Here is a 23,147-nt window from a genome sequence, read left to right as displayed (position 1 = left end):
CATCGAGCGCGCCGGGCTTGCATCCAAACAACCAGATAGAGGCAGGGTAGCTGCGGTCGCCCGGCGCTGCTGCGAGCAGACGAAGATAGGCTGCGTTTGCCTCGGATTGTGTCGGGTAAACGAATCGTTCCGTCAGCACGGGCGCGAAGGTCGAGCGATCCGGGGCATATTCGAGGCGGCCTGGTTTGACCTGCTCCGGGCTATAGAGCGGCTCCGGTGCCGGCAGTCCGAGTTCGGCGACAGGCGCCGCCGGTGCGGCGCAGCCGGCCAGAACGATCAACAGCGGCACGAACAAGATATGAGATGCGCGGATCACGGCGTCGCCTCGCCCTGCGCCGCAGCCTGCCGCTTGGCATCATAATTGGCGCGCCAGTCCCACGGCATTTGGAAAGTGCTCGACCACAGACCACGATAGGCCTTGCGCGCGTCGTGCTCGGCGAGCGCATAAGCGCGGATGCCGCTGTCATCGGCCGACGGCGGACGGGCGACGGCGACGCCCTCCCGTACCATGTCCGCCGCGATATCGGGATGACCGGCCGAGGCGCATCGTGCCAGATGCTCACCGGCCTCTTCGCGCAAGGTTCTGCAGGCAAGCCAGGTGTTGAGCGTCACCTTCACGAGCCAGGCCGTCGCCATCGTGCCACACGGCCAGGGCTGGCGGCCGAGACGGGCGGTTTGATCGGGCGCGCAGGTATCGATTCCATAAAGCCGATAGACGGCGTGAGTCTCGATATCGCGAAAGCCTGTGCCGTCGATCACCTCCACGCGCAGCGGCGGCGATTGGACGGCAGCCTTCGGCGAATAGATGCCGGGAGGCGCCTGAGGCGTTTGCGCGAAGCTCGTCTGGCTGGCGAAGACCGCCAGACCCGACAGCACACCAACAACGAGTTTAGGCCGCGGCATCGTCGCGCGATCCGAGATCGAACTTGTGGAAGACGTTGGCGATGATGTCGGTCGTGTAAACCGTTTCGCCATCCTTCTTGTACGATCCATCCGCGACCCGGCATTCGGCATAGACGGCGTCGCCTTTGGCGATGTTGGCGATCGCCCATTCTGCTGCCTTTTCGTTGAGGATGGTCACGGTCACCCAATCCGTTTCTTCGCGGCGCTCGCCCTTACCGTCGGTCCATGCGCGGTCGGTCGCGACGTTGATCTTGGCGGCCTTGTTGAGGACTTTCGGCGTCTGGCCGACGCGACCGCGCAGGATGAACAGGTTTGTCGTTCTCATGATGCTTCCTCCTCTTGGGTCGTTGGATGGATGTCAGGGTGTTGGGACTTGCTGGGATGACGTCGAAAGAGATGAGGCTGGCGGCGCTTGCTCGCGCAGCGCGCGCAAGATGATGGTGTTCGGGTCGGGCAGGTCGGGAAAAGCCCACAGACCGGCCTTGGCGCGTTGTGCCACAAGCTGGGCGACGAAATACGGCGCGTGCACAGGCTGACCATCCGGCTTCAAGGCAGCGAACCCAAAGCCCGTCGCGATCAGTGCCGTGCCCAGATCAATGCGGGATCCCGCGCCGGCACCGGTGGTGCGGCTTGAGACGCAGAAAACGAAGATGGTTCGGGTCTCGGGCTGCTCGGCAGCGTCATAGCATTGCGGTCGCAGATCGCGGGTGAGCGCCACCAGCATGGCAAGCGACGCCTCTCCGCAATCGCGCTGGAGACCGTGCCCGTTGGTGAAGTTCGTTCCGCGAAGGCAGGATTGGACGCCATAGAGGCGATAGGTGACGCCGCCGTCCGACCAGCTGTCGCCAGTCAGATAGAGCGCATTCACGGGGACCGGGAACCGTCGCGATGCGGCCGGTCCTGCGATTGCCGCGTTCAACGCCAGCACGGGTGCGACGACTGCAGCGAGAACCCCAACTCTATCCATGTCAGTCACCCTGCAACGAAAAATAGAAGCGCTGGGTGCCGTTCGTCGAACTGATGTCGACGTAATAAGGATCGCTCCGCGGATCTCGCACGGTCGTTGGATAGGTCGTGCTGCAACCGCCATCGCCGCCTGCACAGACCTGTTGCGGCTTCGACAGATCAGCACAAAGATCGCCATTAGGCGCTGCGGACAGACCGAGGACGCCATCAGACGCTGATCGAACGGGCGTTAGCCCGGCGGGACACGCCTGGTAGGGCTCGTAACCGAACCCGCTGGCATTTCCTTCGAGGCAAGAGGGCCAGCCTCCGACTCTCGTCAATTGCCGAAACAGAGTCTGCATGACCGGCACGCAATAGGGAATGCCGGACCAGCCTGGCGCGGCCGCCGCCGCGCACAGCAAGACCTTGCACCCGAATGACGCGTCTTGCGCGTATGCGCCAGACGCGATCCCCGGCGCACATCCGAGACCCAAGGCCATCACACGGACCGCTGCGTGCTTCATCCATCCTCCGGGCGCCATAGCTGCGGACAGATCGCTTAGGCTGTTGCCAACATACCAACATCTAATATATTGTCTATTGGAAAATGACGACGGGGCAGGCATGTCGATTCGCATCTTGGCGATCGGAGTGAGCATTTTGGCCAGCGCGGTGGCTGCGCAAGCGCAGGACGCCACCAAACCGTCGCGGCTGGCTACGGTCGATGCCACAGGGCGTGTCGTTCCCCTCAAGTCTGCGTCGTCTCCGATCGAGCGGATCGACGCTGCCATGGCCGCGGTCTCGCCTTGCACGAAGACTGTCGCGATGGCGCCTGACAAGGCGCGGGCGCTCGTCAGCCGCATCGCGGCAGAGGAAAACTTCTACCCGGAATTCGTCCAATCAGTCGCCAAGATCGAAAGTCACTTCAATTCCATCGCGGTCTCCGACAAGGGCGCGGTCGGCCTGATGCAGCTGATGCCGGAGACGGCGCAGCGCTTCAGAGTTGACCTCTGCGATCCCGCCGACAACGTGCGCGGCGGTGTGCGGCTTCTTCGAACGCTGCACCAGAAATACCAGAATCCGCTTTTCATCCTTGCCGCCTATAACGCGGGGGAAGGTGCGGTGGATAAAGTTCGGGGCGTTCCGGGATACCCGGAAACGGTGCGCTTCGTCGCCCAGGTCCTCAACGACTTCTACACCTGGCCGTTGCCCGGCGAGATCGCTCGACGCGACCGCCGGAGCTCCAAGGATGAGCGCCCGGACTTGATCGAGTTGGGAGCGGTTAGCGCCGCACCGAAAGCCTCCGCGTCACCTCCTGGCGCGCCAGCCCGCTGGAATGATGGCTTTGTCATGCATGTGGATTGAAGGGAGCACTGAATGAAGACATCTTTCTCGCACGCGCCGCTTGCCGGAGTGCTTTTGATCTTGAGCGTCGAGGTCGCCTCGGCGCAATCTGGCGGCACGCTCCAGCCCGTTCAATCCACGCTCACGCAACTGGTATCCGCGCTGACCGGCCCGATCGCCACCGCACTGGCCACACTCGCGGTCATTGCCTGTGGATTTTTCGCGTGGTCGGGTCGCCTGACCTGGGGCATCGCCGGCAGTGTCATTTTCGGGATCGTGCTGGTGTTTGGTTCGGCGCAGATCGTCCAGTTCTTCCAATCGGCGGTCGGGCAATGACCGAGAACGAGCTGGAGGACCCGCTCATCACGCCGCTGGTCAAGGCGCTCACCCGCGCACCGACGCTGATGGGGGTGCCATACATGTATTTCATGTTCAGCGGTGTGGTCTCGAGCGTCTGCTTCCTGGTCACGCACAATCTCTTCATGCTGCTGGTCGCGATCCCGTTGCATCTGTTCGGCTACGTGATGACGCTGCGCGATGACCGGATCTTCGAAATCCTGTTTGTGAAGTCAACGAAATGCCCACCCCGCTCGCGCGCCTTCTGGGCAGCCGACAGCTATTCGGCGTGAGGGGTCGGGATGGTCACGCGTGCGCTGCTCGATGAACTGACGTTTGGCGCCGTCTCGCGGCGCGAGCGGCCTGTCGCCTCGCACATCCCCTATACGCGCCATGTCGATGATCACATTATCAAAACGCGCGACGGCCTTTTGCTGACGGTTCTGAAGCTCGACGGCTACTCCTTTGAGACGTCCGACATAAGCGAGGTCAATTCTCGTCTGCTCGGGCGCAACGATATTATCCGCACACTCGCCAATTCCCGCTTCGCCCTCGTCGCGCACATCGTCCGGCGCGAGGTCCAGCCGCGGATCGAGTCGACCTTCGACAATTCACTGTGCCGCGAACTCGACGAGCGCTACGACGCCGCGCTCTCCCAGCGCCGGATGTTCGTCAACGATATCTATCTGACTGTCGTGCGCCGCCCGCTGCAGGGGCAAGCCGGCACGTTCGATGTCATGTTGACCAAGTTGCTGGGCCGCAAGGACGAGGCCGGCGAATCGGTCGCCATGAAGACCGCTCTGACAGAACTGCGCGATGCCGCCACCGCGGTGCGCGAAAATCTCGCTGGCTACGGCGCACGCCAGCTCGGCGTGGTGCGCCGCGAGGGCGTGTGGTTTTCCGAACCGCTCGAATTCCTGGTTCAGCTCCTCAACGGCGGACTTCCACGCGCGATGCACCTGCCGCGAGTGGACCTCGCCGATGCGTTATCGATGAAGCGCATCTTCTTCGGCAGGAACGCGATCGAAATCCGTGGCGCGGGCCCCGAGGATTCGCGCTTCGGCGCCATAGTCTCGATCCGGGAATATCCAGCGCAAACCGGCCCTGGCTCGTTCGACAACCTCTTGCGTGTTCCCCACGAGTTTATCGCCACCCAAACCTTCGCCATCGTCGACCGCCCCGAGGCCGCCAAGCAGATCGACCGCGTTTCACGCCAGGTCGATATGTCGGATGAGGCGGGATCGATCGTCGCCGAGCATCTCGACGACGCGCGCGACGAATTGCTGGCCTCGGAGGCGATCTATGGCGAGCACCACATGACGGTGATGTGCCTTGGCCGCAATCTTGCCGAGGTGGGAGCCGCGGTGACGGCGGTCGGCGCCGCGCTCACCGACCGTTCCGTGATCTGGACCCGCGAGGATCTCAATTGCGAGCCCGCATTCTGGGCGCAGCTTCCAGGCAATTTCGCCTATATCGCGCGCAAGGGCGTGATTTCCTCGAAGAACTTCGCCGGTTTCACGTCGCTGCACAATTATCCGAGCGGACGGCCGGACGGCAACCATTGGGGACCTGCCATCTCGGTGCTCGAGACGACGTCGCAGACGGCCTACTATTATAATCATCACGTCCGCGACATCGGCAACTTCACGGTGGTCGGGCCGACCGGGTCCGGCAAGACCGTCTTCTTGTCCTTTATCGCGGCACAGACGCAGCGCATCCAACCGCGTCCCAAGCTGCTTTTCGTGGACAAGGACCGGGGCGCCGAGATCTTCATCCGCGCGCTCGGCGGCCAGTACGAAGCGCTGGTCCCTGGCGAGCCGACCGGCTTCAATCCGCTCTCCCTGCCGGACACGGCGCCGAACCGCGAGTTTCTCTACCAGCTCTTCTCTTTCATGCTGCGGCCGGCGAATGGTGGAGACCTCAGCGCCTCGGAAGAGCAGGTCATTCGCAACGCGACCGTGGCAGCGCTCGGCGCGGGACCGGCTGGCCGAACGCTCAAGGCCTTCTCCACCCTGCTGCGCGGACGCATCCGGGCCGGAGAGGGCGATCTGCTGGCGCGGCTCGAAAGCTGGATGCGCCCAGACCAGCGTGGCTGGCTGTTCAACAACGAGGAGGATCAGTTCTCGTTGTCGAGTGTATTTGGATTCGACATGACGCGGGTGCTCGACGATCCGGTCATTCGAACCGCGGCGTTGATGTACATCTTTCACCGGACAGACGAGCTGCTGACCGGCGACCCCGTGATGATCTTCCTCGATGAAGGCTGGCGCCTGCTCGACGACGATGTGTTCGCGTTCTTCATTCGGGACAAGCTCAAGACCATCCGCAAGCAGAACGGCATCGTCGGGTTCGGGACCCAGTCCGCAGCGGACATCGTGCGCTCCAAAGCCTCGAACACGCTGATCGAACAGACCAGCACCAACATCTTCTTCCCGAATCCAAAAGCGGATGACGAAAGCTACAAGCAGGCGTTCCGCCTTTCTGCCCGCGAAGTCGCCTGGATCCGAGGGACCGTGCCGGAGAGCCGATCCTTCCTGATCAAACACGGCCGCGACAGCGTAGTGGCGCGGCTCAATCTCTCCAGCATGCCCGACCTGATCAAGGTCTTGTCCGGACGCAGCGAGACGGTGGCCGAGCTCGACGCGCTGCGCGCACGCGTCGGAGACGATCCGGCGGTGTGGCTGCCGATCTTCATGGGAAGGGGCCAGGCATGAAGCTCCAGATCGCGATCATCGCTTCGGCACTCATGTCCGGCGAGGCACCTGCGCTGGCGGATATTCCCGTCAACGACGCGGCGCAATTGACCCAGCGTTCGCAGACGGCCAGCACGACCGTGAAGCTCGTGCCCGTGACGACGCAAAGACAGGACGCCAACAGCGGCGTCAAATGCGCGGTGACGACCGGCAAGAAAGCGACCATCACGAATCCCACCGTGCAGCCGCAAACCGGCGCTGGCAGCCAGGCGATCCAAACCTACGGTCCCGACCTGCCGGCGACGCCCGATCCAACGGCCCAAGGCGCCGCTCTCAACAACCAGACGCTGTTCAAATCGAGCGGGGACGTGGTGGCCGGACTCGACGCCAGCGGCTCGACCATGACGGCGGCTCAATCGGCGTTTCAGGCGTCCGGGCAGCAGGTTGGGACCGCTCCCACGGTGATGGCGGCGATCGACATGAACAGCGCGGCGCGCCTCCAGAACAATCTCGTCTGGAACGGCGCGATCGGCTCGGCCAATCTCTGGGTCACGGCGCTGAACGCGCTCAACCTGGCACTCAACAGCGACATGAGTCGGGCTGCGATCGGGATGCGGGCGACCGTGACCAGCACCCAGCCCGCGACGGTGTCGGCATGCCCCGTGGGCATGATCGGAACGGGGACGGCCAGCAATCCCTGCCGGACGCCCACGGCCTGCTCGACCACACCGCCCGGTTCATCGCCAGACCCATCGTGCGTCAGTGCGCGTTATGTCGACAGCGACGGCAACGTCATCTTTTACCTCGCGCAAGCCCAGGCCGCTGCGACCAGCGGCAATGCCGGCACGACCACGGCACTGAGCGTCACTGACGTCGCTGCGGCGCTCGCCGCGATTTCTGCAAACAGTCGATAGGGAGGCCCCGATGCGCTTGATTGTCTTGCTCACCACGTTGTCTCTGGCGGTTGCCGGCGCCGCGCCGGCAATGGCGCAGGTGCCTGTCATCGACAGCGCTAATCTCGCCAAGGCGCAGCAGATCGCGACCAGCACGCAGCAAATCCTGAACGCAGATCAGCAAATCCTTCAGTTCACGCAAAAAACCTTGCAGGCTGTCACCGGCGATCGATCGTCCCAGGCGCAGGGGACGCTGGCCCAGATGGCGCTCGGCGGCGGCTTCTCGATGGCGCAGGCGCCTTCGCTCGGTTCGGTGATCTCGGGCGGTGCCTTGTCATTCGCCGGCATGGGATCGGCGTCGCAGAACATCGTCTCGACCCTTATCAACGGTCTGCAGCTCGTGCAGACCATCACCGGTCTCGTCAGCGGCCAGACCCATCCGGCGGATACCGCCTACAAGAACTCGGTTAACGTCGCAGCCACCTTGTCGGGATTGATCAACTCGACCCAGGGCGCGGTGCAGCAGCGATCGTCGGCCTTCACGCAGGGCGGGCAGCAAATCGGGAAAGCGCAGGATCTCAAAGGCAGCGTCGACCAGAACACGCAAGTTCAGATCCAGACCGGTCAGACCATCAATGAGCTGAACGGTGTCGTGAACAACGCGGCGGCCGCCGCCAATCAAGCAAACCTCGATCGTATCGCCGCGGAATCATCGGCCGCCCGCGCGATGAAATTCACGCAGCAATGACAGCAATGTTGGGGGACTCGTGTCCAAGCGTACTCTGATCCTTATCGCACTTTTCGCGCTCATTGCCGGCATCGCGATCGGCCGTTACGCGCTTGCGCCAAATCCGGCTCCGGCCGTCAGTGCCAGGGGAACCGGCGCGCAGGACGGCGCGGAAAAAGCGGCGTCACGCGCCATGACATTCACCCAACCCAAGGCGCTGGTGCCGTGAAGATGATCGCCGCATTCGCCGTCGTTACGGTGATGACTGCCGTGCTCGGTGGCTGCGCCTACAAGCCGTTGAAGGCGCCATGCTCCCCCGATGAGGGCAGGACGCCGCTCGCCTATTCGGACCTTACAACGCCGGCCGTTCCGGAGGCTTTCCGGCGCCTCGATCGCTGCGGCCCGATACGGCCGATCTGAGAGGGGCGATGGGAAGCACCTTCAATATCACGACGCTGCTGCAATCGGTCGACCAACTCGGTCAGAACTATGTGTCGACCGCCTATCAGGCCTTGGCGAATGCGGCGACCTCGGGCGGCGCCACCAGCGTCGCCGGCTTGCTGCTGACGCTCTACGTGATTTTTTGGGGTGTGGGCATCTGGCAGGGCACCGCGACCGGCGGCCCCGCCGACCATGCGTTCCGAATGTTCCGCGCGATGCTCATCTACGCCATGGCTACGAAGTGGGGAGACTTCCAGACGCTGGCGTACAATCTCCTGAACGACGGTCCGTCGGCCATCGGAAACGCGCTGCTCAGTGCAGTCACATCCGCCAACAACACCGGCACGTCCGCGAATCTCAACTCGGTCAATGGAGTCCAGTCCGCCCTGCAGAACATGTGGGATACCACAAACAGCGCCACAGAGGCGTTCCTGCAGAACGCCGGCATCACCAATTGGGGACCCTATATCTTCGCGGCCGTGTTCTACGTCGTGATGGCGATCCTGATCGGCTTCGCGATCTTCCTCATCGTGCTGTCGAAGATGTTCATGTGGCTGCTGCTGGCGCTGGCGCCGCTGTTCATCATCCTGCTGCTGTTTGGGGTGACGACACGGTTCTTCAGCGGCTGGATGAGCGCGCTGGTCCAGTATTTTCTGGTGCAGGTGCTCGTCTATGCGTTCCTCGCCTTCTATGTCTCTCTGATCCAACAGACCATCGACACCCTCAACGGCGTCGCGAGCTCAAAATCCGCGACTTGGGCCACCATCGGGCCGGTCGTGCTGCTCGCGATCATCGGCATCCTGCTGCTCAGCCAGATCAACAATATGGCGGCGGCGATCGCCGGCGGCGTGCCGATCTTCGCGCCCCGCATCGGTGCGGTGCTCGCCACCGCAACCGGCTATCGGTTCGGGGTGACCGCGAACCGGGCGCGCCTTGCGTTTCGTAACCCGCTCAATCCGGCCTCGATGTCGCGGCGAGAGGAGCTCGCGTCCCGTCAACGCGCCCGCGTCGGTCTGCGCGCCGCGTCCTGGGCGCAGTCGGCGGAATTTCGTCGTCTCGCTGATCAGCTCCGCAATCCCGGCGCTCCGCCGACGTCGAGTGGGGGAGGGCGGCCATGACCGAGACGACCGCCGCGGAGCCCGTGCGGGTCGATCCGCGCTACTACGCGGAGGGCGCGACGTGGGAACGGGATATCGCGCGCCGAAACCGCAACTCGCGGGCGCTCGCCTGGATTGTTGCCGCGGTGATGACGGTCGTGGCCGTCGGCGCGCTCGGCACCCTGGCTTTGCTTGTCCCGCTCAAGACCTACGAGCCGTACATGGTCGTCGTCGACAAGACCACCGGCTTCGTCGAGGTGAAGCGGCCGATGGCCGAGGGTCCGCTGACCCAGGACGAGGCTGTCACGACATTCAATGTCGTCCGCTACATCAAGGCGCGCGAGACCTATGATCCGAAGGCCCTGAAGGACAATTTCGACTTGGCCCAGTTGCTGGCCGCAGGTGATGCTGCGCGTGAGTTGACGGAAATCTATTCGCCGGCCAATCCCACCAACCCGGTGAAGCTGCATGGCACCAACACGGTGATCGCCGTCAACATCAAATCGGTCACGTTCCCCAACAACCGGACCGCACTCGCCCGATTTTCCACGGAGGAAAAGTCGTCCACCAATATCGTCACCCACAACTGGGTGTCGCTGGTTCGCTTTCGTTATACTTCGGTGCCGATGCGCAACGAGTGGCGCTTCGATAATCCCCTCGGCTTCCAGGTCCTCGAATATCGACGCGACCAGGAGACTGCGCCGTCTCCGGGAACCGTAGGCGCACAGCAATGATCACGCGTTGCGTCGCCTTAAGCCTCATTCTGTGCGTTTCGGCGGGGACCGCCTGCGCGGAAGCCTTGCCGCGGCCAGGCCGTATCGATTCCCGAGTCCGCGACGTCATCTACAACCGGGACAACGTCACCGCGATCGACGCGACCTACGGTACCTCGACGATGATCGAGCTGCAGCCCGACGAGAAGATCGAAACGTTGGCGCTCGGCGACTCGATTGCCTGGAAGGTCGAGCCGAACCGCAAGGGCGACATCATCTTCGTCAAGCCGATCGAAAAGAACGCCCAGTCCAATCTCAACGTCGTCACCGACAAGCGCATCTATTCGTTCCTGCTGCGGTCGAACACGCGGCCGCCTGGCGGGCAGATCTACGCGGTGCGGTTCCGGTTTCCGAACGATGAGGCGAGCGCCAGGCTGTTGGCCGAAGCCAAGGAGCGTGCCGCCAATCCGAACCTCAAGGATCTGAACATCGCCAACGCCAACAGCGACTACGGCTACAAAGGCTCGTCGGCGAACAGACCGGTCGCCGTGTTCGACGACGGAACGAAGACATGGTTTCGCTTCGAAGGCGAGACGCCGGCGATCTACATCGTCGATGCCGACCGCAATGAAAGCCTCGTCAATTTTCGCACCGAGGGGCCTTACGTCATCGTCGACAAGGTGTCGCCGCAATGGACGCTTCGCAACGGTCAGGAGTCGACCTGCGTCTTCAACCGCCGTCTGACCAACGTGCATGAGCCGAACGGGCTCGAGCCCTACGCGCCGCAGCGTGTGGGAGCGTCAGCGACTTTGGGAGGTTGACCCGACATGCCAAGTGCCGACGACTATCGTTCGTTCGAACTCGAGGCCGCGGCCGCGACTTCTGTCGCGCGCGGGCGCACGGCACTCGGCAGCTTTTTGAAATTCGGGGTGCCGATCGGCGCGCTCATCGTCGCGGCCTGGATGATCTACGGAACGGTCGCGCGGCGCTCGCCCACGCTGACGACGCCGGAGAAGGAGGAGTTCAGGACAACGCAGTTTCCTGCGCCGTCGCTGTCGACGCCTCGGATTCAGACCAACCAGGGCACGATCGTGATCCCGCAAGCGCCGGCCGAGCCCGCGCCGCCACCTCCTCCGGTTGCGCCGCCCCTTGCGCTGCCGGCGCCCCCTCCGCCGGAGCCGCCGCTGGCGGGGGCGCTGCCGAATGACGACGAAGCCCGCCGGCTGGCAGAGCTTGAGCGCGTGCGACAGGAAGAAGAACGACGCAAATGGGAGCGCCTGCGGGCACCCCAGGTCATTGCCGACAACGCCGCGGCCGCGGCGAGCCGATCCAACGCGGAGGATGGTGCCCGGGCCGGAGCCGGACCGGAGGATGACCCCAATCGCCGCTTCCTGTCCTCCGTCTCCGCGGCCGGCGTCGAGGTTTCCCGGGCCACCAAGAACAATCGGATCGACGCGCTGGTGGCGCAGGGGACGATGATCCGTGGCGTGTTGGAAACGGCACTTCAGAGCGATCTCCCGGGAATGGTGCGCGCGGTCGTCACCGAGAACGTGTGGTCGTTCGATGGACGCCGCGTGCTGATCCCAGCGGGAAGCCGCCTTGTCGGGGAATACAAATCAGGCATCGCACAGGGGCAGACCCGCGTTTTCGTCGTGTGGACGCGGATGCTGCGATCGGACGGCGTCTCGGTGCAGCTCGGATCGAACGGTACGGATGATTTGGGCCGCGCGGGCAATGCCGGCTTTGTCGACAATCATTATCTGGAGCGGTTCGGCTCCGCCATCATGCTGTCGATCGTAGGCGGCGCTTCGCAGTTCCTCAGCGCCTATGGCCAGAACACCAATGGCTATGGCGTTGGTAGCGTCATCACCACCACGGACCCGGTGACGGGGATCGTCACGCAAACACAGACGGGCGTGAACCAGAACCAGTTGAGCCTGCAGGCCCGCCAGATTGCGGCGCAGAACGTCTCGCAAACATTGACCAACATTGCTCAGAAGGCACTCAGAAATTCGATCAACATCCCGCCCACCATCTATCTCGACCAGGGCACGCGGATCATCGTGTTCGTACGACGCGATCTCGATTTCTCCGCGCTCTATCCCGACCCGGTCAAGCAAGCCTTGAGGGAGCTGAAGCGTGAACGCGTTAGCGCGAAGTCTGACGGTCTTCATTGACCGCGCCCTCGATCCCGTTCGGCCCTGGCTCGAGGACGATCAAGTCGTCGAGATCTGCGCCAATGGGCCGGGCGAGGTCTGGGTGGAGCGCTTCGGCCAACCGGCGATGGAGCGTCACGAGGTGTCGAGTCTCACCGAGCATGCAATCCGCCATCTGGCGGAACGCGTCGCCGGTCATTCGGGTCAGAGCGTCAATGAGGAGCATCCGCTGCTCTCCGCCGCACTGCCGACGGGCGAACGCTTTCAGGGCGTGATGCCGCCCGCCACCACAGCGGGAGGCGCCTTCGCGATCCGCAAGCAGGTCATCAAGGAAATGCGGCTCGACGACTATCGCAAGCTCGGATCGTTTGACAGGGTGACGACAGCGGCCGAGGGGGCGCTTTCAGAGACCGACCGGCGTCTGTGCGAACATCTCGAGGCCGGTCGCATTGAGGAGTTCATCCGGCTTGCAGTCGTCAATCGCTATTCGATCCTTCTGTCCGGCGGGACGAGCTCGGGCAAGACCACGTTCCTGAACGCGATCCTCAAGGAGGTACCTGTCGAGGAGCGCATCATCACCATCGAAGATACGCGGGAGGTTAATCCAATCCAGAAAAACTACCTGCCGCTCGTCGCTTCCAAGGGCGATCAAGGGGAGGCCCGGGTCACCGTTGAAACGCTCTTGCAAGCCTCGATGCGCTTGCGACCCGACCGCATCTTCCTCGGCGAGATCCGCGGCGCCGAGGCCTACTCATTCCTGCGCGCGATCAACACCGGTCATCCGGGCAGCATCACCACCGTGCATGCTGACAGTCCGACGGGCGCATTCGAGCAGCTCGCCCTCATGGTGATGCAGGCGGGTCTTGGGCTGCGGCGCGACGAGATCGTCGGATACATCAAATCGGTGCTGCCGATCGTGATCCAGCAGACCAAGGTTGGCGGCTGGCGCGGAACGTCGGCCGTCTATTTTTCCCGCGTGGAAGAATGGCGGCAGGAACGGGTAAAAGGAAAAGGCCGCCATGGCGCGCGTCATCGCCTATAGGATCGGTATCGCGGTCCTTCTCGCTCTCGCCTTCTGGCTGTTGTGGAGCATGGCCTACGAGATCGTTGTGGCGCTCCGTTGGGCGCCGACGCTATTTCCCAGCGAAGGCGCGAGCCGCTGGGCTCTCTTCCGGATGCAAAACGCCGACCGCTCGGCCGACTTCTTCCTCATTGCATGGCGGCACTTCTACGAGCGGCTGTCGTATCCGCCGACGCGCATCGAGGCGCTCATTCGCGCAGGCTATGCCGTAATTGCCGTCATCGCGCTTGGGCTGGCCGGGCTGGTGTTCGCGTTTATCAACCGCCGGCAAATGCCTTACGGCGCCGCGCGGTTCGGCACGCTGATGGAGGCTGCCAAACAGGGCCTTACGACCAAGCAGGGCATCGTGCTTGGAACGCTGGGCGGGGCAACGATCCGCTCCGACGAACCCGCTCACATCCTGGTCGTCGGACCGTCGCGCTCAGGGAAGGGCACCGGCTTCGTTCTACCGAACGGCTATCTCTGGCAGGGCTCGGCCGTGTTCTTCGACCCCAAGCGCGAGAACTTCGAGGCGCTGGCCAACCATCGCGCGACGATGGGGAACAAGGTCTTCATGTTCTCGCCGGGTTCCAACGACACCCATCGCTACAATCCGCTCGATTTCGTACGCCGCGACGAGCGCATGGCTACCGACTGCCTGGTCGTCGCCTCCTTCGTGATCCCCGAGAAAGCCGATGACACTTGGGCTGGCGCGGGCCGGTTGCTGCTGTCCGCGCTGATCGGCTACGTCCTGTCGTCACCTCTGATCGCTGGCGCGCAGCACATGCGTACCGTCGCGCGAATGACCACGACGGGCAAAGACATCTCTTCAGTCCTGCGGGCGATCGTGAAAACCGAACGCCAACATTTGCCGACCTGGGTGATCGACAGCTTCAATCAGTACATCGCGCTGGAGCCGGAGACGCGCAACAGCGCGGTGTTCAACGTCAACATGGCGATGTCGCTTTGGAATAACGGGCTCATTTCTGCGGCCACCGAAACCTCCGACTTCGACATTCGCGAGCTGCGCCGCCAGCCGACGACGATCTTCATCGGCTGCACCATCGCCGAGCTCTCGATTTTCCGTCCACTGATCCGCATCCTCTTCCAACAGATCCACGATCTGATGATGGTGAAGATTCCAGGCGATGACGAGCCGCATCAGGTGCTGTTGATGCTCGATGAATTCTATCACGTCGGTCGCATGAACTCATTGATCTCAAAGATCACGATTAGCGCGGGCTATGGTTTCCGAATGGCTATCGTCATGCAGGACATCGCGCAGCTCGACGAGCTCTACGGCAAGAACACCCGCATCACGACGGTGTCAGGCTCGCAGATCAAGCTGTTCATCCAGATCAACGACCTTGAGACATCGGAGTTTGTGTCAGAGATGCTCGGCGAGACGACGCAAGTCTACAAGACACCGGTGATGCGGCCGGGGCAGGGGATCTTTGCCCCGCGCGTCTGGGCGCCTCACTATACGCCGCGGCCGCTGCGTAGTCCGCTCGAGTTGAGGGAGATGTCGGCGCGGCTATCGATCCTGATGGTCAAGAACTCACGTTCGTTCGAACTCACCAAAATCCGGCACTATTTGGATAAGCCCTATCGCGCCTATTACGAACGCGCGAAGAGCTCTCCGCCGGCGCTGCCCAAGCTGCGCACTTGGCAAGATGAGGTGCTGAGCGGCGCTATCAATCCAGCGCCTGGTCCGTTGAAGGAAGCGGTCGAACCGGCGGACGCCGTCGCCATCCCGAAAGCTCCGCCAGGCCAAAAGCAAGCGCAGCGGCGATCGAGTAGAAAGAAGGCCGAGCAGGTCAAGTCGGTCCCACCGGTCCCGCCACGGGATTCGCCCTTTACGCTGATCGCACGACCAGCCGCTCCAAAAGCGGCGCAGAAATCGTTGTCACTCGGCGCGGCGCCACCTACGCCTGCCGGAGAGAGCTGTGACATACGCGACATTATGGCCTCCGTTGCGAGCGGCCAGGATGACGATTTCGGGGCGATGATGAACGTGCTCGGTGCAGCGCCCAAGACAAAAGTGCGACTGGCGGTCGAGACGCTTGCGTGCTTGCATCATTCTTTTGGCGATGACAGGAAATAGTACTTTGGGTCAGGCAATTGTCGGCGGGGTCCGTGGATGATTTATCGGTCTTGCAAGTCGAACGAGTCATTCCGAATGGTGAGTGGCATGCGCGGGCAGAAGGACCGCTAAATCGGTTGTGCGCTGCCCTCGTACCATGACCAGATTGGGGTCATGCCGCCGTGCGGCGCGGCGACGGATCGTATCTCGTTTCCGGCTGGATGCCGGCGATCGAATTTGCCGAGTTGCTTAAGATTGCTCTGCCAGCTTCCCGGCAGTACCAAACGTTTGCCGGTTTCCCGCTGCAGCAATTCGGCACCATCCCGAATACCGTGAATCGGCGCGAGCGCAGCTACGGGTTCGTCGCAGCCGCCCTCTTCGCGAGCTCGGCGGCGATGAATGCGCGCGTGGCTTCGTGCCGACGCAACGTGTCGACGGGCCGCAAGCGATCGGCATAGAAATTCTTCCGGATCCTCTTGTAGTCGTTCATGCCGTCGAACGCCGCCAGCATAGCGGTCTGCGGATCGTCGAAGAGCTTGAAGTCGGTCCAGCCGGTCGTTCCAAGGATCGTCAGGGAGCCGATGCGGGCGATATCCCGCTCGAGTACGGAGACGTTCGTGCCGGCCGCGACCTTACGCGCCTTGTCGAGCGTGACGTCGATGTCGGTCGACCAATACTCATGGTTTCCCCCGACGACCACGACGGGGCCGATCGTCGACGCGCGAAACGAGCCACACCACGGTGCGCTCGAACCGGACATGAAGATCGCCAACGCAGATCAGGACGTCGAAGGCAGGGCGCATCGAGGGCAGGGGCAGATCCCAGTCGCTCGACTCCAAATGGATATCGGAGATGATCCAGAGCCTGGTCATTCTTCAACCCCGCCTAAGATGGCGGGGTCGACGTCCACGAAAGTATCCGTGTCCCTGTCGTACCGCCTGCAGGCGACGACCCGGACTTCTCCGTCGACGACGACCCTCACGATGTGCAGGTTTTCAAACCCCGGCCGGACGGGGACGGGCTCGCCGCGGGCGTGTTCCGGACACGATGTCGCGTCCCAGCTTCCGGTCGTGTACAGACGTCCGGGCGATCTACAGGTCTCGCACGTGCATTCCGAGCGCGCTTCGGCGCGCGCGACTGCTTCCTCGAGATTCAAGGAGACGTCCTGCGGCACGCCATCGGCGCAGGTCCAATAGATGCGCAGCGAGCCGAACTTCTGCTTGATCTGTTCGATCCTGACGTCATGCCCCGTTGAAGCAGCAGCGACGCGCGCGATCGCGGTCTCCACAATGTCGCGCCACCCGTCGCCTACGGCGGGGTAGCCGGGGCGATAGCTATCGCCGCGCATTTCGATATCGAACAATGCGGAATCGATATGGGTCTTCAGCGCGTATCTGCGGATCGTCCGGCCCAGCTGCAGCGCTCTCAGGGTCGGAAAGGCGCTTTATTTCGCCTCTCAAGGTGCCGGTCGAATGCTGTGGCTGCTCATTCCGGGCGTCTTTAGCGTCCCGATCGCCAATCGGGAGTGGTTATTTTGGGCTGCGTTTATCAGATCCGTGTCGCGACCGTTCGCATGGGCGCTCCGGGTGTTCGACGCAGTAAAATGCGGCATTGAATCCATAAAAACGAAGCGTTTCGCAAAAAATCGGAATTTTAGTGTGTAGAGGTTGGCGCCACGACGTCCGTGGTCGCAGCCGGTTCGACCACGCGCAAGGAACAGTCTACAACTGGAACTAGAACGTTCAGGGGGATTTATGCCAATTTTGCGGCGAAGTGCAGTCGTGCATACGAAGTTGGCGGGCCACATGTTGCGCGTCGATTTCGCGCGACGGAGCGAGATCGGTGTCCAAGTCCTCACCATGGGACAGCTGGTTGCGCGCATGGCGGGCGGCTTGCTGCGTCCGGTCGATCCGGATGTTCTTCTCGAGACTGCACGGGCCGCGCTATCTGCGGTCGATATGGGAGAGCTTGAGCCGATCAAGGACCTTCCCGGCATGCCGGGCGCGGTCGCTGCGACACTCGACAAAGTCTGGCGGGCGAACGTCCGGCTGTCTGAGTTCGGTCATCCTAGGCTTGCCGCGTTGGCCCGTCTGGAAGATGAAATCGTGGCCCGCTTGCCCGCCTCGATGAAGAGGCCTTCGGAGCTTGTCGAACTGGCGTCGCAGCGCCTTGAGCTTGCGAAATCCGTGATCGGTCCTGTGGAGATTCACGGCCACAGCGAAATGTCGCCGTGTTGGCGTCCTTTCCTTGGACTGCTGACCGAAGTTGTTCCAGTGAAGTGGGTGGCTGAAGCGCGACACGCACCGCCATGGCTGGCCGGGACGAAAGTCGTTGTGGAAACGATCAAAGGCACGGGGACCTCCGTTAGCGTTCGTTCTTGCGCGAACCAGCAACACGAAGTCATCGAGGCGTTCCGGTGGATGCGCTCGTTGCTGGCCAGCGGAACGCCTGCTTCGGAAATCGCGATCGTTGCTTCAAGTCCGGGCGACTACGACGATCACGTCCTCGCGCAGGCGTCCGACAGCGCACTTCCGATCCATTTCGTGCATGGCGTTAAGGCCGTGACGGTGGCCGACGGACAAGCGGTCGCCGCCCTCGCGGAGATACTGCTGAAAAGCATCTCCCAGGAACGCTTGAAGCGATATCTTTCGCTCGCGAGAGGAACGCCGGCGCTCCACAAGCTTTTTCGGGAATGGACCCGTCTCGTTCCTTCCGATGCGCCGCTTACGACCCTGGAGCGATGGGAGGCCGCGTTCAAGCGCGTCAATCCGTCGGACTGGCCCGATGGGCAGAACCGTTCCGCCGAAGTGATGGAGGTGCTTCGCCTGCTTGATGGAGGGGCGGACCGAGCCGACGAAGTCGGAGAGACTTTGCTCGCTGGCACCCAGCGGTCGTTATGGAGAAGGGCACTGATCGATGGGCCCGCAGAGGCGCTTCCGGTGATATTAGGTAGATTGCGGGTGGACGACGGTGTCGAACCTGCATCGAACGTCCTATGGACCTCGGCCATCGCGCTCGCGTCGTCGCCCCGAGCGAACGTCTGGCTTCTGGGCCTGAACGCGGGCAGTTGGCCACGCCGTATATTGGAGGATCGTCTGATCCCTGATCACGTTCTGCCGATCGACGAACTGGATCCGCTTCCAGTGGCCGATGGCGACAGGCGCGATTTTGCTACCATCGTCGCCAGTGCCACGAATGTGGTGACGTCGTTCAGCAGACGCGACGTCGGCGGCCGGTTGCTGGGGCGGTCACCGTTGATTTCGGCGATAAAAGAACTTCATTTCGATCGTGCACGCACTCCCGAGCATGCTTTCAGCGAGGCGGACCGCCTGCTCGCGCGGCCGCAGGAATTCGCGGGCATGCCTATCGCGGTGTCCGCCCTCGGCTGTTGGCGGGATTGGTATCGCGACGACATAACCCCTCATGACGGACTGATCGCACCGGGACACGAACGGTTGCGCAAGCTGTTCGAACGGCCGATGTCGGCCACTTCCTTGAAGCTGCTTCTTCGCGATCCGTTGCGTTTCGTCTGGCGCTACGCGCTTGGCTGGAAGGCTCCGGAAGAGGACGACGAACCTCTGTCTTTCAGCCCACTGCACTTCGGAAATCTGGTGCACGCTTCGCTCCGCGGCGCGGTCGACCAGTTGGAAGTCGCAGGAGGATTGGCGGGCGCGGGCCGGGCGAAGTTGAGCGCCGCCGTCGATTCTGCCCTGGCTGCCGCCGCTTCGGACTGGGAGAGCCAGCTGCCGATTCCGCCCGATGTGATCTGGCGGGATGCCATCGACGGAGCGCGCTCGGTCTCGCTGGCGGCGCTTTCCTATTCGTTTCCCCAGTTGCCGGGACAGCGAACATGGACGGAGATCCCGTTCGGCAAGTCCAATGTCGATGACGACGATGGGCGGGGTCTCCCGTGGAAGCGCGAGGCGCCAGTTGAGATTCCTGGCACCAAACTCAGGATCGAAGGCTTGATTGATCGCCTCGATCTCTCCGAGGACCGGTCGAACGCGCGCGTGATCGACTACAAGACCGGCAAGTTGAACAAGAAGATGTCGGAGACGACGATAAAAGGCGGCATTGAATTGCAAAGGTGCCTCTACGCCTTTGCGGTCAAGGTGCTCATCGGAAGCGGCGTAGCCATCGATTCCGCTCTTCTGTTTCCGAAAGCTCCGGAAGGCGAGGGGCTCTATCCCCTGGATGATGTCGATGCGGCCCTGACGAAGGTGGCCGCGGCAGCGGCGCTTTCGCATGACATTTTGATGTCGGGTTTCGCGGCGATCGGCACAGACGCGAAGGATACGTACAACGACCTTGCGCTGGCGCTCCCCGCCAGCGCCGGCTATCTGCCTCGGAAGATGCCGCTCGCGCAGGTGCGCCTCGGACAAGCCGCCAACGTCTGGAGCGAGCCATGACCATGCTTCCCGATGCAGAAGCGAGAAAGACTGCACTGACCGCCGTGGACCGTACGCTGCTGGTCGAGGCAGGAGCAGGCTCCGGCAAGACTTCCGTGATGGCGGGACGCGTCGCGGTGCTGTTGTCGAAGGGTGCGGAGCCGAAGCATATCGCGGCCATCACGTTCACGGAGTTCGCGGCGAGCGAGCTCCGGCAACGGATCGAGCGGTTCACCACCCAACTCTCCCTCGGCGAGGTGCCGAAGGATCTGCGTCAAGCATTTCCTGATGGTGTGGATGCAGCCCAACGGGAGAATCTCTCGAAGGCGCTAGGCGCGTTCGATCAATTGATGTGCGGGACGATCCACGGTTTCGCGCAGGCGCTCATCAAACCGTACCCCGCAGAGGCGAATATCGATCCCGGTGCCGACATCGTGGATCCCGCGGAGGCCGAGCTCGCATTTCAGGAGCGTTACGACGCCTGGCTCAGGTCACAGCTTTCCGGTGAACACAACGACGGTCTGGTCGCTCAGATCGTGCTTTCCGACGTAAACGGCGGACTCAAGTTCGTTGCGGAGGTCGCTGAATTTCTCCGGGATAACCGCGACGCCACCTGCGCACAGATCGGCTGGTCGCACCAGGGATTGGCCGACCTGACTGCGGCCGTGGGCCAATTCCAAAAGGATCTGGCCGGCTACGACTTCCTCGAACAGCAGACTTCGGAGTGCTGCAAAGTGCTCGGAGAGATCGTCGCGATACTTCAAGGACATGGGCTTTCGGTGCCGAACCCGAGCAACGCTGCGCTTGTAGCGGCGTTGAACTTTCACCGGCATGAGACCTGCTTCACTCAGGAGGGGAAGCGACGACAGCTTCGCGTCTCCGGGAAGTGGCAGGATGCCGCCGCGAAGGCGGGCCGGACCAAGGCAGCGGGCAAGCTGGCATCAGAAGCCATGGTGCTTCGGTACGATGCGTGTCATACGGCAATTTCGATCCTTTTAGGGGCCGTCTCGCGAGAGCTCCTGTTGCGGCTCTGCAACGAGATGGCACGATTGCGCGAGGACTGGCGCGGCTACAAGAGGGCTGCCGCGTTGTTGGATTTCGAGGATCTTCTCTACAAGGCTCGAGATCTGCTCGCCAAGAACGCCGAAGTGCGCGAAGCGCTTTCCAAGCGCTTCCGCCATGTCCTGGTCGATGAGTTTCAAGACACCGATCCGCTTCAGACCGAAATACTATGGTTGCTGTGCGGCGACGACGGCGCGGGCGAGCCGTTGTCGCGTTCGCTGCGTCCCGGCGCGCTGTTTCTCGTCGGTGATCCGAAGCAGGCCATCTACCGCTTTCGCGGCGCGGACGTAAACGCGTACATCGCCGCCAGGGCGGCGATCGCGCCGGATTCGCTCCTGAAGATCACCGCGAATTTCCGTTCGGTCGAACCGATCCTTAAGTTCGTGAACAAGCAGTTCGAACAGCCGCTGTCCGAGAGTGCCGGGCAACCCGGCTTTTCCGAACTGTCTCCGGTTCATCCTGCCGGCGCTGATCCCGGGGTCGTGGCGCTCGACGTAATGGTCGATGACGAGAAGCCGAGCGCCGGTACGATCAGAGACGCCGAAGCGGTGGCGGTCGCGGACCTCTGTGGCCGGTTGGCGGGAAATCTGATGGTGCGTGATCGGCAAACCAACGAGCTTAGGAAGTGCCGCTTTGGCGACATCGCTCTCCTAGCACCTGCGAGCACGGAATTATGGAGGTTCGAGGAAGCACTCGAGGATCTCGGCATCCCGGTATCGACCCAGGCTGGCAAGGGCTTTTTCCGGCGCCAGGAAATCCAGGATCTCGTCGCACTCACCTGCGCCTTGGCGGATCCGAGAGACAGCCTGGCTCTCGGGGCGTTTTTGAGGGGGCCGATCGTCGGAATGACCGAGAGCGAACTTTTGGACATCGTCGAACAGTTGCCGATCGATCCGGACCAGCCCGATCGGCTGCCGATGCTGTCGCTCCGGACGGAGCCGGATCAAATCGGCAACGCGACCGCGAGTAACACTATTCGCATCCTTGCGTTTCTCCGTCGCCAAGGGCGCAAGACGACGCCTTATTCGCTGCTCTCCGACGCAGTTGCCGCTCTGCACGTTCGCACTCAACTGCGTCAGCGATTTCAGGAAGGTACGGAGCGGGCGGTTGCCAACGTCGACCTGTTTCTCGAGTCAGCTCGGGCGTATGATATTCGCGGGCTGCGAGCTTTCGCTAAGGACATGAGGGCGAACTGGGAGGATTCCGTTCGCCAGGTCGAAGGTCGGCCAGATGCCGAAGAGCAGTCCGTCTCGCTGATTACGGTGCATTCCGCCAAGGGGCTTGAATGGTCCGTCGTGATCCCGCTGAACATGACGGGCAGGCCGCAAGCGGAGAGCGGCCTGGCGCACGACAGGTCGAGCAGTCTGTTTTCCGTCCCTGTGCTGGGCAACGATCCTCCAGACTACGACGGCATAAAGTCGAAGAACGCCGTCGAGTCGACGAGGGAGAGGGTGCGGCTCTGGTACGTCGCAACGACGCGTGCGCGGGATCTCCTGATCTTGCCGCGACATTCTGCGAAGCTATCTGATGAAAGCTGGATCCATATCGTTGACCTGGGCTTGGAGCAATTGCCGGCATTGGACGCGAGCTCAATCGGAGCGCCTGGACCAGCGCCGGCGAGGTCCGGGCAAAATCTGCAGACCCGTGAAATATTTGCCGCCGAGGCAGCAAAGATCATAGCCGACAGGAAGACTGTGACGTGGCGCCGTCCAAGTCGAGCGGAGCTTGATCTTCGGGAATCCGACGATCTTGAACCTGCGGTGACGAGCGAAGCGGTCGAACTTCCGCCGTCAGTTATCGTCGGGAGCTCAACCCGGGGCGTCATCCTGCATAAGCTGATCGAGGAGATACTGACCGGAGAGACCGAAGACACTCCCGAGCAGGTGGAAGTTCGGGCCGGAGAATTGCTGAAGCAACTTGGGCTCGAGGCAGCGCAAGATCCCCATGGCGGCGTCTCGCCCGCCGAACTATCCGCCACGGTCATGAGGACGCTCGCGCTGCCGGAGATCAAGGACCTGCGGCATCGACTGGTCGCAGAGTTGCCGGTGTTCGCAAGCTCCATCACCGGGGACGGGGAGACGCTGATCTCGGGGTTGGCCGACGCCGTTGCTCTCGACGAGCACGGTGCCATTGACGTGGTGATTGACTGGAAGAGCGACGTCGCGCCCGATATCGCCGCCCTCGACCACTACCGCCAGCAGATCGGCGACTACCGCAAGCAAACGAAGGCCAAGAGGGCGCTCGTCGTGCTCATGACTTCGGGGAAAGTGATTGAAGTGGCGGCCTAACTCCTTGTGCAAGCTTGA

24 protein-coding genes and 1 pseudogene are annotated in these 23,147 nt (G+C 62.6%); 17 read left to right on the top strand and 8 right to left on the bottom strand.

From position 1 onward, the window contains the following. From NWI01_RS06965 to NWI01_RS06945, 5 genes and pseudogenes are all read right to left on the bottom strand, one after another. Nucleotides 1-316, bottom strand: a pseudogene (locus NWI01_RS06965) (hypothetical protein); the annotation flags it as partial. After that, complete coding sequence (locus NWI01_RS06960) at nucleotides 313-903, bottom strand: thermonuclease family protein (protein ID WP_141383165.1); 591 nt, start codon at nucleotides 901-903, stop codon at nucleotides 313-315. The gene NWI01_RS06960 and the pseudogene NWI01_RS06965, both read right to left, overlap by 4 nt. After that, nucleotides 890-1,228: a single-stranded DNA-binding protein gene (locus NWI01_RS06955; protein WP_141383164.1), complete on the bottom strand. Its 339-nt coding sequence runs from the start codon at nucleotides 1,226-1,228 to the stop codon at nucleotides 890-892. The genes NWI01_RS06960 and NWI01_RS06955 overlap by 14 nt, the downstream gene beginning before the upstream one ends. Nucleotides 1,229-1,261: 33 nt before the next feature. Continuing rightward, nucleotides 1,262-1,870, bottom strand: a complete 609-nt coding sequence (locus NWI01_RS06950) for a thermonuclease family protein (protein WP_141383163.1) — start codon at nucleotides 1,868-1,870, stop codon at nucleotides 1,262-1,264. A 1-nt stretch (nucleotide 1,871) separates the two neighbouring features. After that, nucleotides 1,872-2,372: a hypothetical protein gene (locus NWI01_RS06945; RefSeq protein WP_141383162.1), complete on the bottom strand. Its 501-nt coding sequence runs from the start codon at nucleotides 2,370-2,372 to the stop codon at nucleotides 1,872-1,874. Nucleotides 2,373-2,472: 100 nt separating this feature from the next. Here NWI01_RS06945 and NWI01_RS06940 point away from each other — a divergent pair, with 100 nt between their 5' ends. The 15 genes from NWI01_RS06940 (at nucleotide 2,473) to NWI01_RS06870 (ending at nucleotide 15,849) form a co-directional block, all read left to right on the top strand. Next, nucleotides 2,473-3,213 (top strand): lytic transglycosylase domain-containing protein, encoded by a 741-nt coding sequence (locus NWI01_RS06940; RefSeq protein ID WP_141383161.1) that lies wholly within the window; start codon nucleotides 2,473-2,475, stop codon nucleotides 3,211-3,213. A 12-nt stretch (nucleotides 3,214-3,225) separates the two neighbouring features. Then, entirely contained in the window at nucleotides 3,226-3,528 is a 303-nt protein-coding gene (locus NWI01_RS06935) for a TrbC/VirB2 family protein (RefSeq protein WP_141383160.1), read from the top strand. Then, the gene (locus NWI01_RS06930; protein ID WP_141383159.1) at nucleotides 3,525-3,821 is read left to right on the top strand and encodes a type IV secretion system protein VirB3; all 297 of its coding nucleotides are present in this window, start codon (nucleotides 3,525-3,527) and stop codon (nucleotides 3,819-3,821) included. Before NWI01_RS06935 ends, NWI01_RS06930 begins: the two co-directional genes overlap by 4 nt. A 9-nt stretch (nucleotides 3,822-3,830) precedes the next feature. Next, nucleotides 3,831-6,242, top strand: a complete 2,412-nt coding sequence (locus tag NWI01_RS06925; protein WP_141383158.1) for a VirB4 family type IV secretion system protein — start codon at nucleotides 3,831-3,833, stop codon at nucleotides 6,240-6,242. Continuing rightward, entirely contained in the window at nucleotides 6,239-7,135 is an 897-nt protein-coding gene (locus NWI01_RS06920; RefSeq protein ID WP_141383157.1) for a hypothetical protein, read from the top strand. The genes NWI01_RS06925 and NWI01_RS06920 overlap by 4 nt, the downstream gene beginning before the upstream one ends. A 10-nt stretch (nucleotides 7,136-7,145) precedes the next feature. After that, complete coding sequence (locus tag NWI01_RS06915; RefSeq protein ID WP_141383156.1) at nucleotides 7,146-7,862, top strand: type IV secretion system protein; 717 nt, start codon at nucleotides 7,146-7,148, stop codon at nucleotides 7,860-7,862. A gap of 19 nt (nucleotides 7,863-7,881) precedes the next feature. Next, nucleotides 7,882-8,070 (top strand): hypothetical protein, encoded by a 189-nt coding sequence (locus tag NWI01_RS06910; RefSeq protein WP_141383155.1) that lies wholly within the window; start codon nucleotides 7,882-7,884, stop codon nucleotides 8,068-8,070. A 2-nt stretch (nucleotides 8,071-8,072) separates the two neighbouring features. Further along, nucleotides 8,073-8,261 carry a hypothetical protein gene (locus tag NWI01_RS06905; protein WP_244613682.1) on the top strand — a complete coding sequence of 63 codons (189 nt, stop codon included), beginning with the start codon at nucleotides 8,073-8,075 and terminating at the stop codon, nucleotides 8,259-8,261. A gap of 8 nt (nucleotides 8,262-8,269) precedes the next feature. Continuing rightward, nucleotides 8,270-9,400, top strand: a complete 1,131-nt coding sequence (locus tag NWI01_RS06900) for a type IV secretion system protein (RefSeq protein ID WP_141383153.1) — start codon at nucleotides 8,270-8,272, stop codon at nucleotides 9,398-9,400. Beyond that, nucleotides 9,397-10,113: a virB8 family protein gene (locus NWI01_RS06895; protein WP_141383152.1), complete on the top strand. Its 717-nt coding sequence runs from the start codon at nucleotides 9,397-9,399 to the stop codon at nucleotides 10,111-10,113. Before NWI01_RS06900 ends, NWI01_RS06895 begins: the two co-directional genes overlap by 4 nt. Further along, nucleotides 10,110-10,913 (top strand): P-type conjugative transfer protein VirB9, encoded by an 804-nt coding sequence (virB9, locus tag NWI01_RS06890; RefSeq protein ID WP_141383151.1) that lies wholly within the window; start codon nucleotides 10,110-10,112, stop codon nucleotides 10,911-10,913. Before NWI01_RS06895 ends, virB9 begins: the two co-directional genes overlap by 4 nt. A 6-nt stretch (nucleotides 10,914-10,919) precedes the next feature. Then, nucleotides 10,920-12,269 (top strand): type IV secretion system protein VirB10, encoded by a 1,350-nt coding sequence (virB10, locus tag NWI01_RS06885; RefSeq protein ID WP_141383150.1) that lies wholly within the window; start codon nucleotides 10,920-10,922, stop codon nucleotides 12,267-12,269. Next, complete coding sequence (gene virB11 / locus NWI01_RS06880; protein ID WP_141383149.1) at nucleotides 12,232-13,290, top strand: P-type DNA transfer ATPase VirB11; 1,059 nt, start codon at nucleotides 12,232-12,234, stop codon at nucleotides 13,288-13,290. The genes virB10 and virB11 overlap by 38 nt, the downstream gene beginning before the upstream one ends. Beyond that, the gene (locus NWI01_RS06875; protein WP_141383148.1) at nucleotides 13,268-15,412 is read left to right on the top strand and encodes a type IV secretory system conjugative DNA transfer family protein; all 2,145 of its coding nucleotides are present in this window, start codon (nucleotides 13,268-13,270) and stop codon (nucleotides 15,410-15,412) included. The genes virB11 and NWI01_RS06875 overlap by 23 nt, the downstream gene beginning before the upstream one ends. Nucleotides 15,413-15,573: 161 nt before the next feature. Beyond that, nucleotides 15,574-15,849, top strand: coding sequence for a transporter associated domain-containing protein (locus NWI01_RS06870; RefSeq protein WP_141383147.1), 276 nt, complete (start codon nucleotides 15,574-15,576; stop codon nucleotides 15,847-15,849). On the opposite strand, the gene NWI01_RS18830 is transcribed toward NWI01_RS06870, so the two are convergent. The 3 genes from NWI01_RS18830 to NWI01_RS06860 are packed head-to-tail and all read right to left on the bottom strand — an operon-like array spanning nucleotide 15,744 to nucleotide 16,754. Further along, complete coding sequence (locus tag NWI01_RS18830; protein WP_181410403.1) at nucleotides 15,744-16,151, bottom strand: hypothetical protein; 408 nt, start codon at nucleotides 16,149-16,151, stop codon at nucleotides 15,744-15,746. The two genes, NWI01_RS06870 and NWI01_RS18830, sit on opposite strands and share 106 nt — an antisense overlap. After that, complete coding sequence (locus tag NWI01_RS06865) at nucleotides 16,069-16,263, bottom strand: hypothetical protein (protein ID WP_141383146.1); 195 nt, start codon at nucleotides 16,261-16,263, stop codon at nucleotides 16,069-16,071. Before NWI01_RS06865 ends, NWI01_RS18830 begins: the two co-directional genes overlap by 83 nt. Then, nucleotides 16,260-16,754, bottom strand: a complete 495-nt coding sequence (locus tag NWI01_RS06860) for a hypothetical protein (protein ID WP_141383145.1) — start codon at nucleotides 16,752-16,754, stop codon at nucleotides 16,260-16,262. Before NWI01_RS06860 ends, NWI01_RS06865 begins: the two co-directional genes overlap by 4 nt. Before the next feature lie 418 nt (nucleotides 16,755-17,172). On the opposite strand from NWI01_RS06860, the gene NWI01_RS06855 reads away from it, so the two are divergent. Beyond that, a complete protein-coding gene (locus NWI01_RS06855) occupies nucleotides 17,173-19,800 on the top strand; it encodes a PD-(D/E)XK nuclease family protein (RefSeq protein ID WP_244613677.1) in 2,628 nt (875 codons plus the stop codon). Then, nucleotides 19,797-23,129, top strand: a complete 3,333-nt coding sequence (locus NWI01_RS06850; protein WP_141383143.1) for a UvrD-helicase domain-containing protein — start codon at nucleotides 19,797-19,799, stop codon at nucleotides 23,127-23,129. Before NWI01_RS06855 ends, NWI01_RS06850 begins: the two co-directional genes overlap by 4 nt. The last annotated feature ends 18 nt before the right edge of the window (nucleotides 23,130-23,147 follow it).

It is taken from the genome of Nitrobacter winogradskyi (genome assembly GCF_006539545.1).
GTDB lineage: Bacteria > Pseudomonadota > Alphaproteobacteria > Rhizobiales > Xanthobacteraceae > Nitrobacter > Nitrobacter winogradskyi_A.
The sequence above is the reverse complement of the archived record's forward strand: the minus strand, read 5'-3'. Positions and strand labels throughout refer to the sequence as shown.

Bases quoted from the DNA above. Each gene is read 5' to 3' on its own strand.
- NWI01_RS06960 (WP_141383165.1), bottom strand. From the start codon at position 903: ATGCCGCGGCCTAAACTCGTTGTTGGTGTGCTGTCGGGTCTGGCGGTC.
- NWI01_RS06955 (WP_141383164.1), bottom strand. From the start codon at position 1,228: ATGAGAACGACAAACCTGTTCATCCTGCGCGGTCGCGTCGGCCAGACG.
- NWI01_RS06950 (WP_141383163.1), bottom strand. From the start codon at position 1,870: ATGGATAGAGTTGGGGTTCTCGCTGCAGTCGTCGCACCCGTGCTGGCG.
- NWI01_RS06945 (WP_141383162.1), bottom strand. From the start codon at position 2,372: ATGAAGCACGCAGCGGTCCGTGTGATGGCCTTGGGTCTCGGATGTGCG.
- NWI01_RS06940 (WP_141383161.1), top strand. From the start codon at position 2,473: ATGTCGATTCGCATCTTGGCGATCGGAGTGAGCATTTTGGCCAGCGCG.
- NWI01_RS06935 (WP_141383160.1), top strand. From the start codon at position 3,226: ATGAAGACATCTTTCTCGCACGCGCCGCTTGCCGGAGTGCTTTTGATC.
- NWI01_RS06930 (WP_141383159.1), top strand. From the start codon at position 3,525: ATGACCGAGAACGAGCTGGAGGACCCGCTCATCACGCCGCTGGTCAAG.
- NWI01_RS06925 (WP_141383158.1), top strand. From the start codon at position 3,831: ATGGTCACGCGTGCGCTGCTCGATGAACTGACGTTTGGCGCCGTCTCG.
- NWI01_RS06920 (WP_141383157.1), top strand. From the start codon at position 6,239: ATGAAGCTCCAGATCGCGATCATCGCTTCGGCACTCATGTCCGGCGAG.
- NWI01_RS06915 (WP_141383156.1), top strand. From the start codon at position 7,146: ATGCGCTTGATTGTCTTGCTCACCACGTTGTCTCTGGCGGTTGCCGGC.
- NWI01_RS06905 (WP_244613682.1), top strand. From the start codon at position 8,073: ATGATCGCCGCATTCGCCGTCGTTACGGTGATGACTGCCGTGCTCGGT.
- NWI01_RS06900 (WP_141383153.1), top strand. From the start codon at position 8,270: ATGGGAAGCACCTTCAATATCACGACGCTGCTGCAATCGGTCGACCAA.
- NWI01_RS06895 (WP_141383152.1), top strand. From the start codon at position 9,397: ATGACCGAGACGACCGCCGCGGAGCCCGTGCGGGTCGATCCGCGCTAC.
- virB9 (WP_141383151.1), top strand. From the start codon at position 10,110: ATGATCACGCGTTGCGTCGCCTTAAGCCTCATTCTGTGCGTTTCGGCG.
- virB10 (WP_141383150.1), top strand. From the start codon at position 10,920: ATGCCAAGTGCCGACGACTATCGTTCGTTCGAACTCGAGGCCGCGGCC.
- NWI01_RS06875 (WP_141383148.1), top strand. From the start codon at position 13,268: ATGGCGCGCGTCATCGCCTATAGGATCGGTATCGCGGTCCTTCTCGCT.
- NWI01_RS18830 (WP_181410403.1), bottom strand. From the start codon at position 16,151: ATGTCCGGTTCGAGCGCACCGTGGTGTGGCTCGTTTCGCGCGTCGACG.
- NWI01_RS06865 (WP_141383146.1), bottom strand. From the start codon at position 16,263: ATGACCAGGCTCTGGATCATCTCCGATATCCATTTGGAGTCGAGCGAC.
- NWI01_RS06850 (WP_141383143.1), top strand. From the start codon at position 19,797: ATGACCATGCTTCCCGATGCAGAAGCGAGAAAGACTGCACTGACCGCC.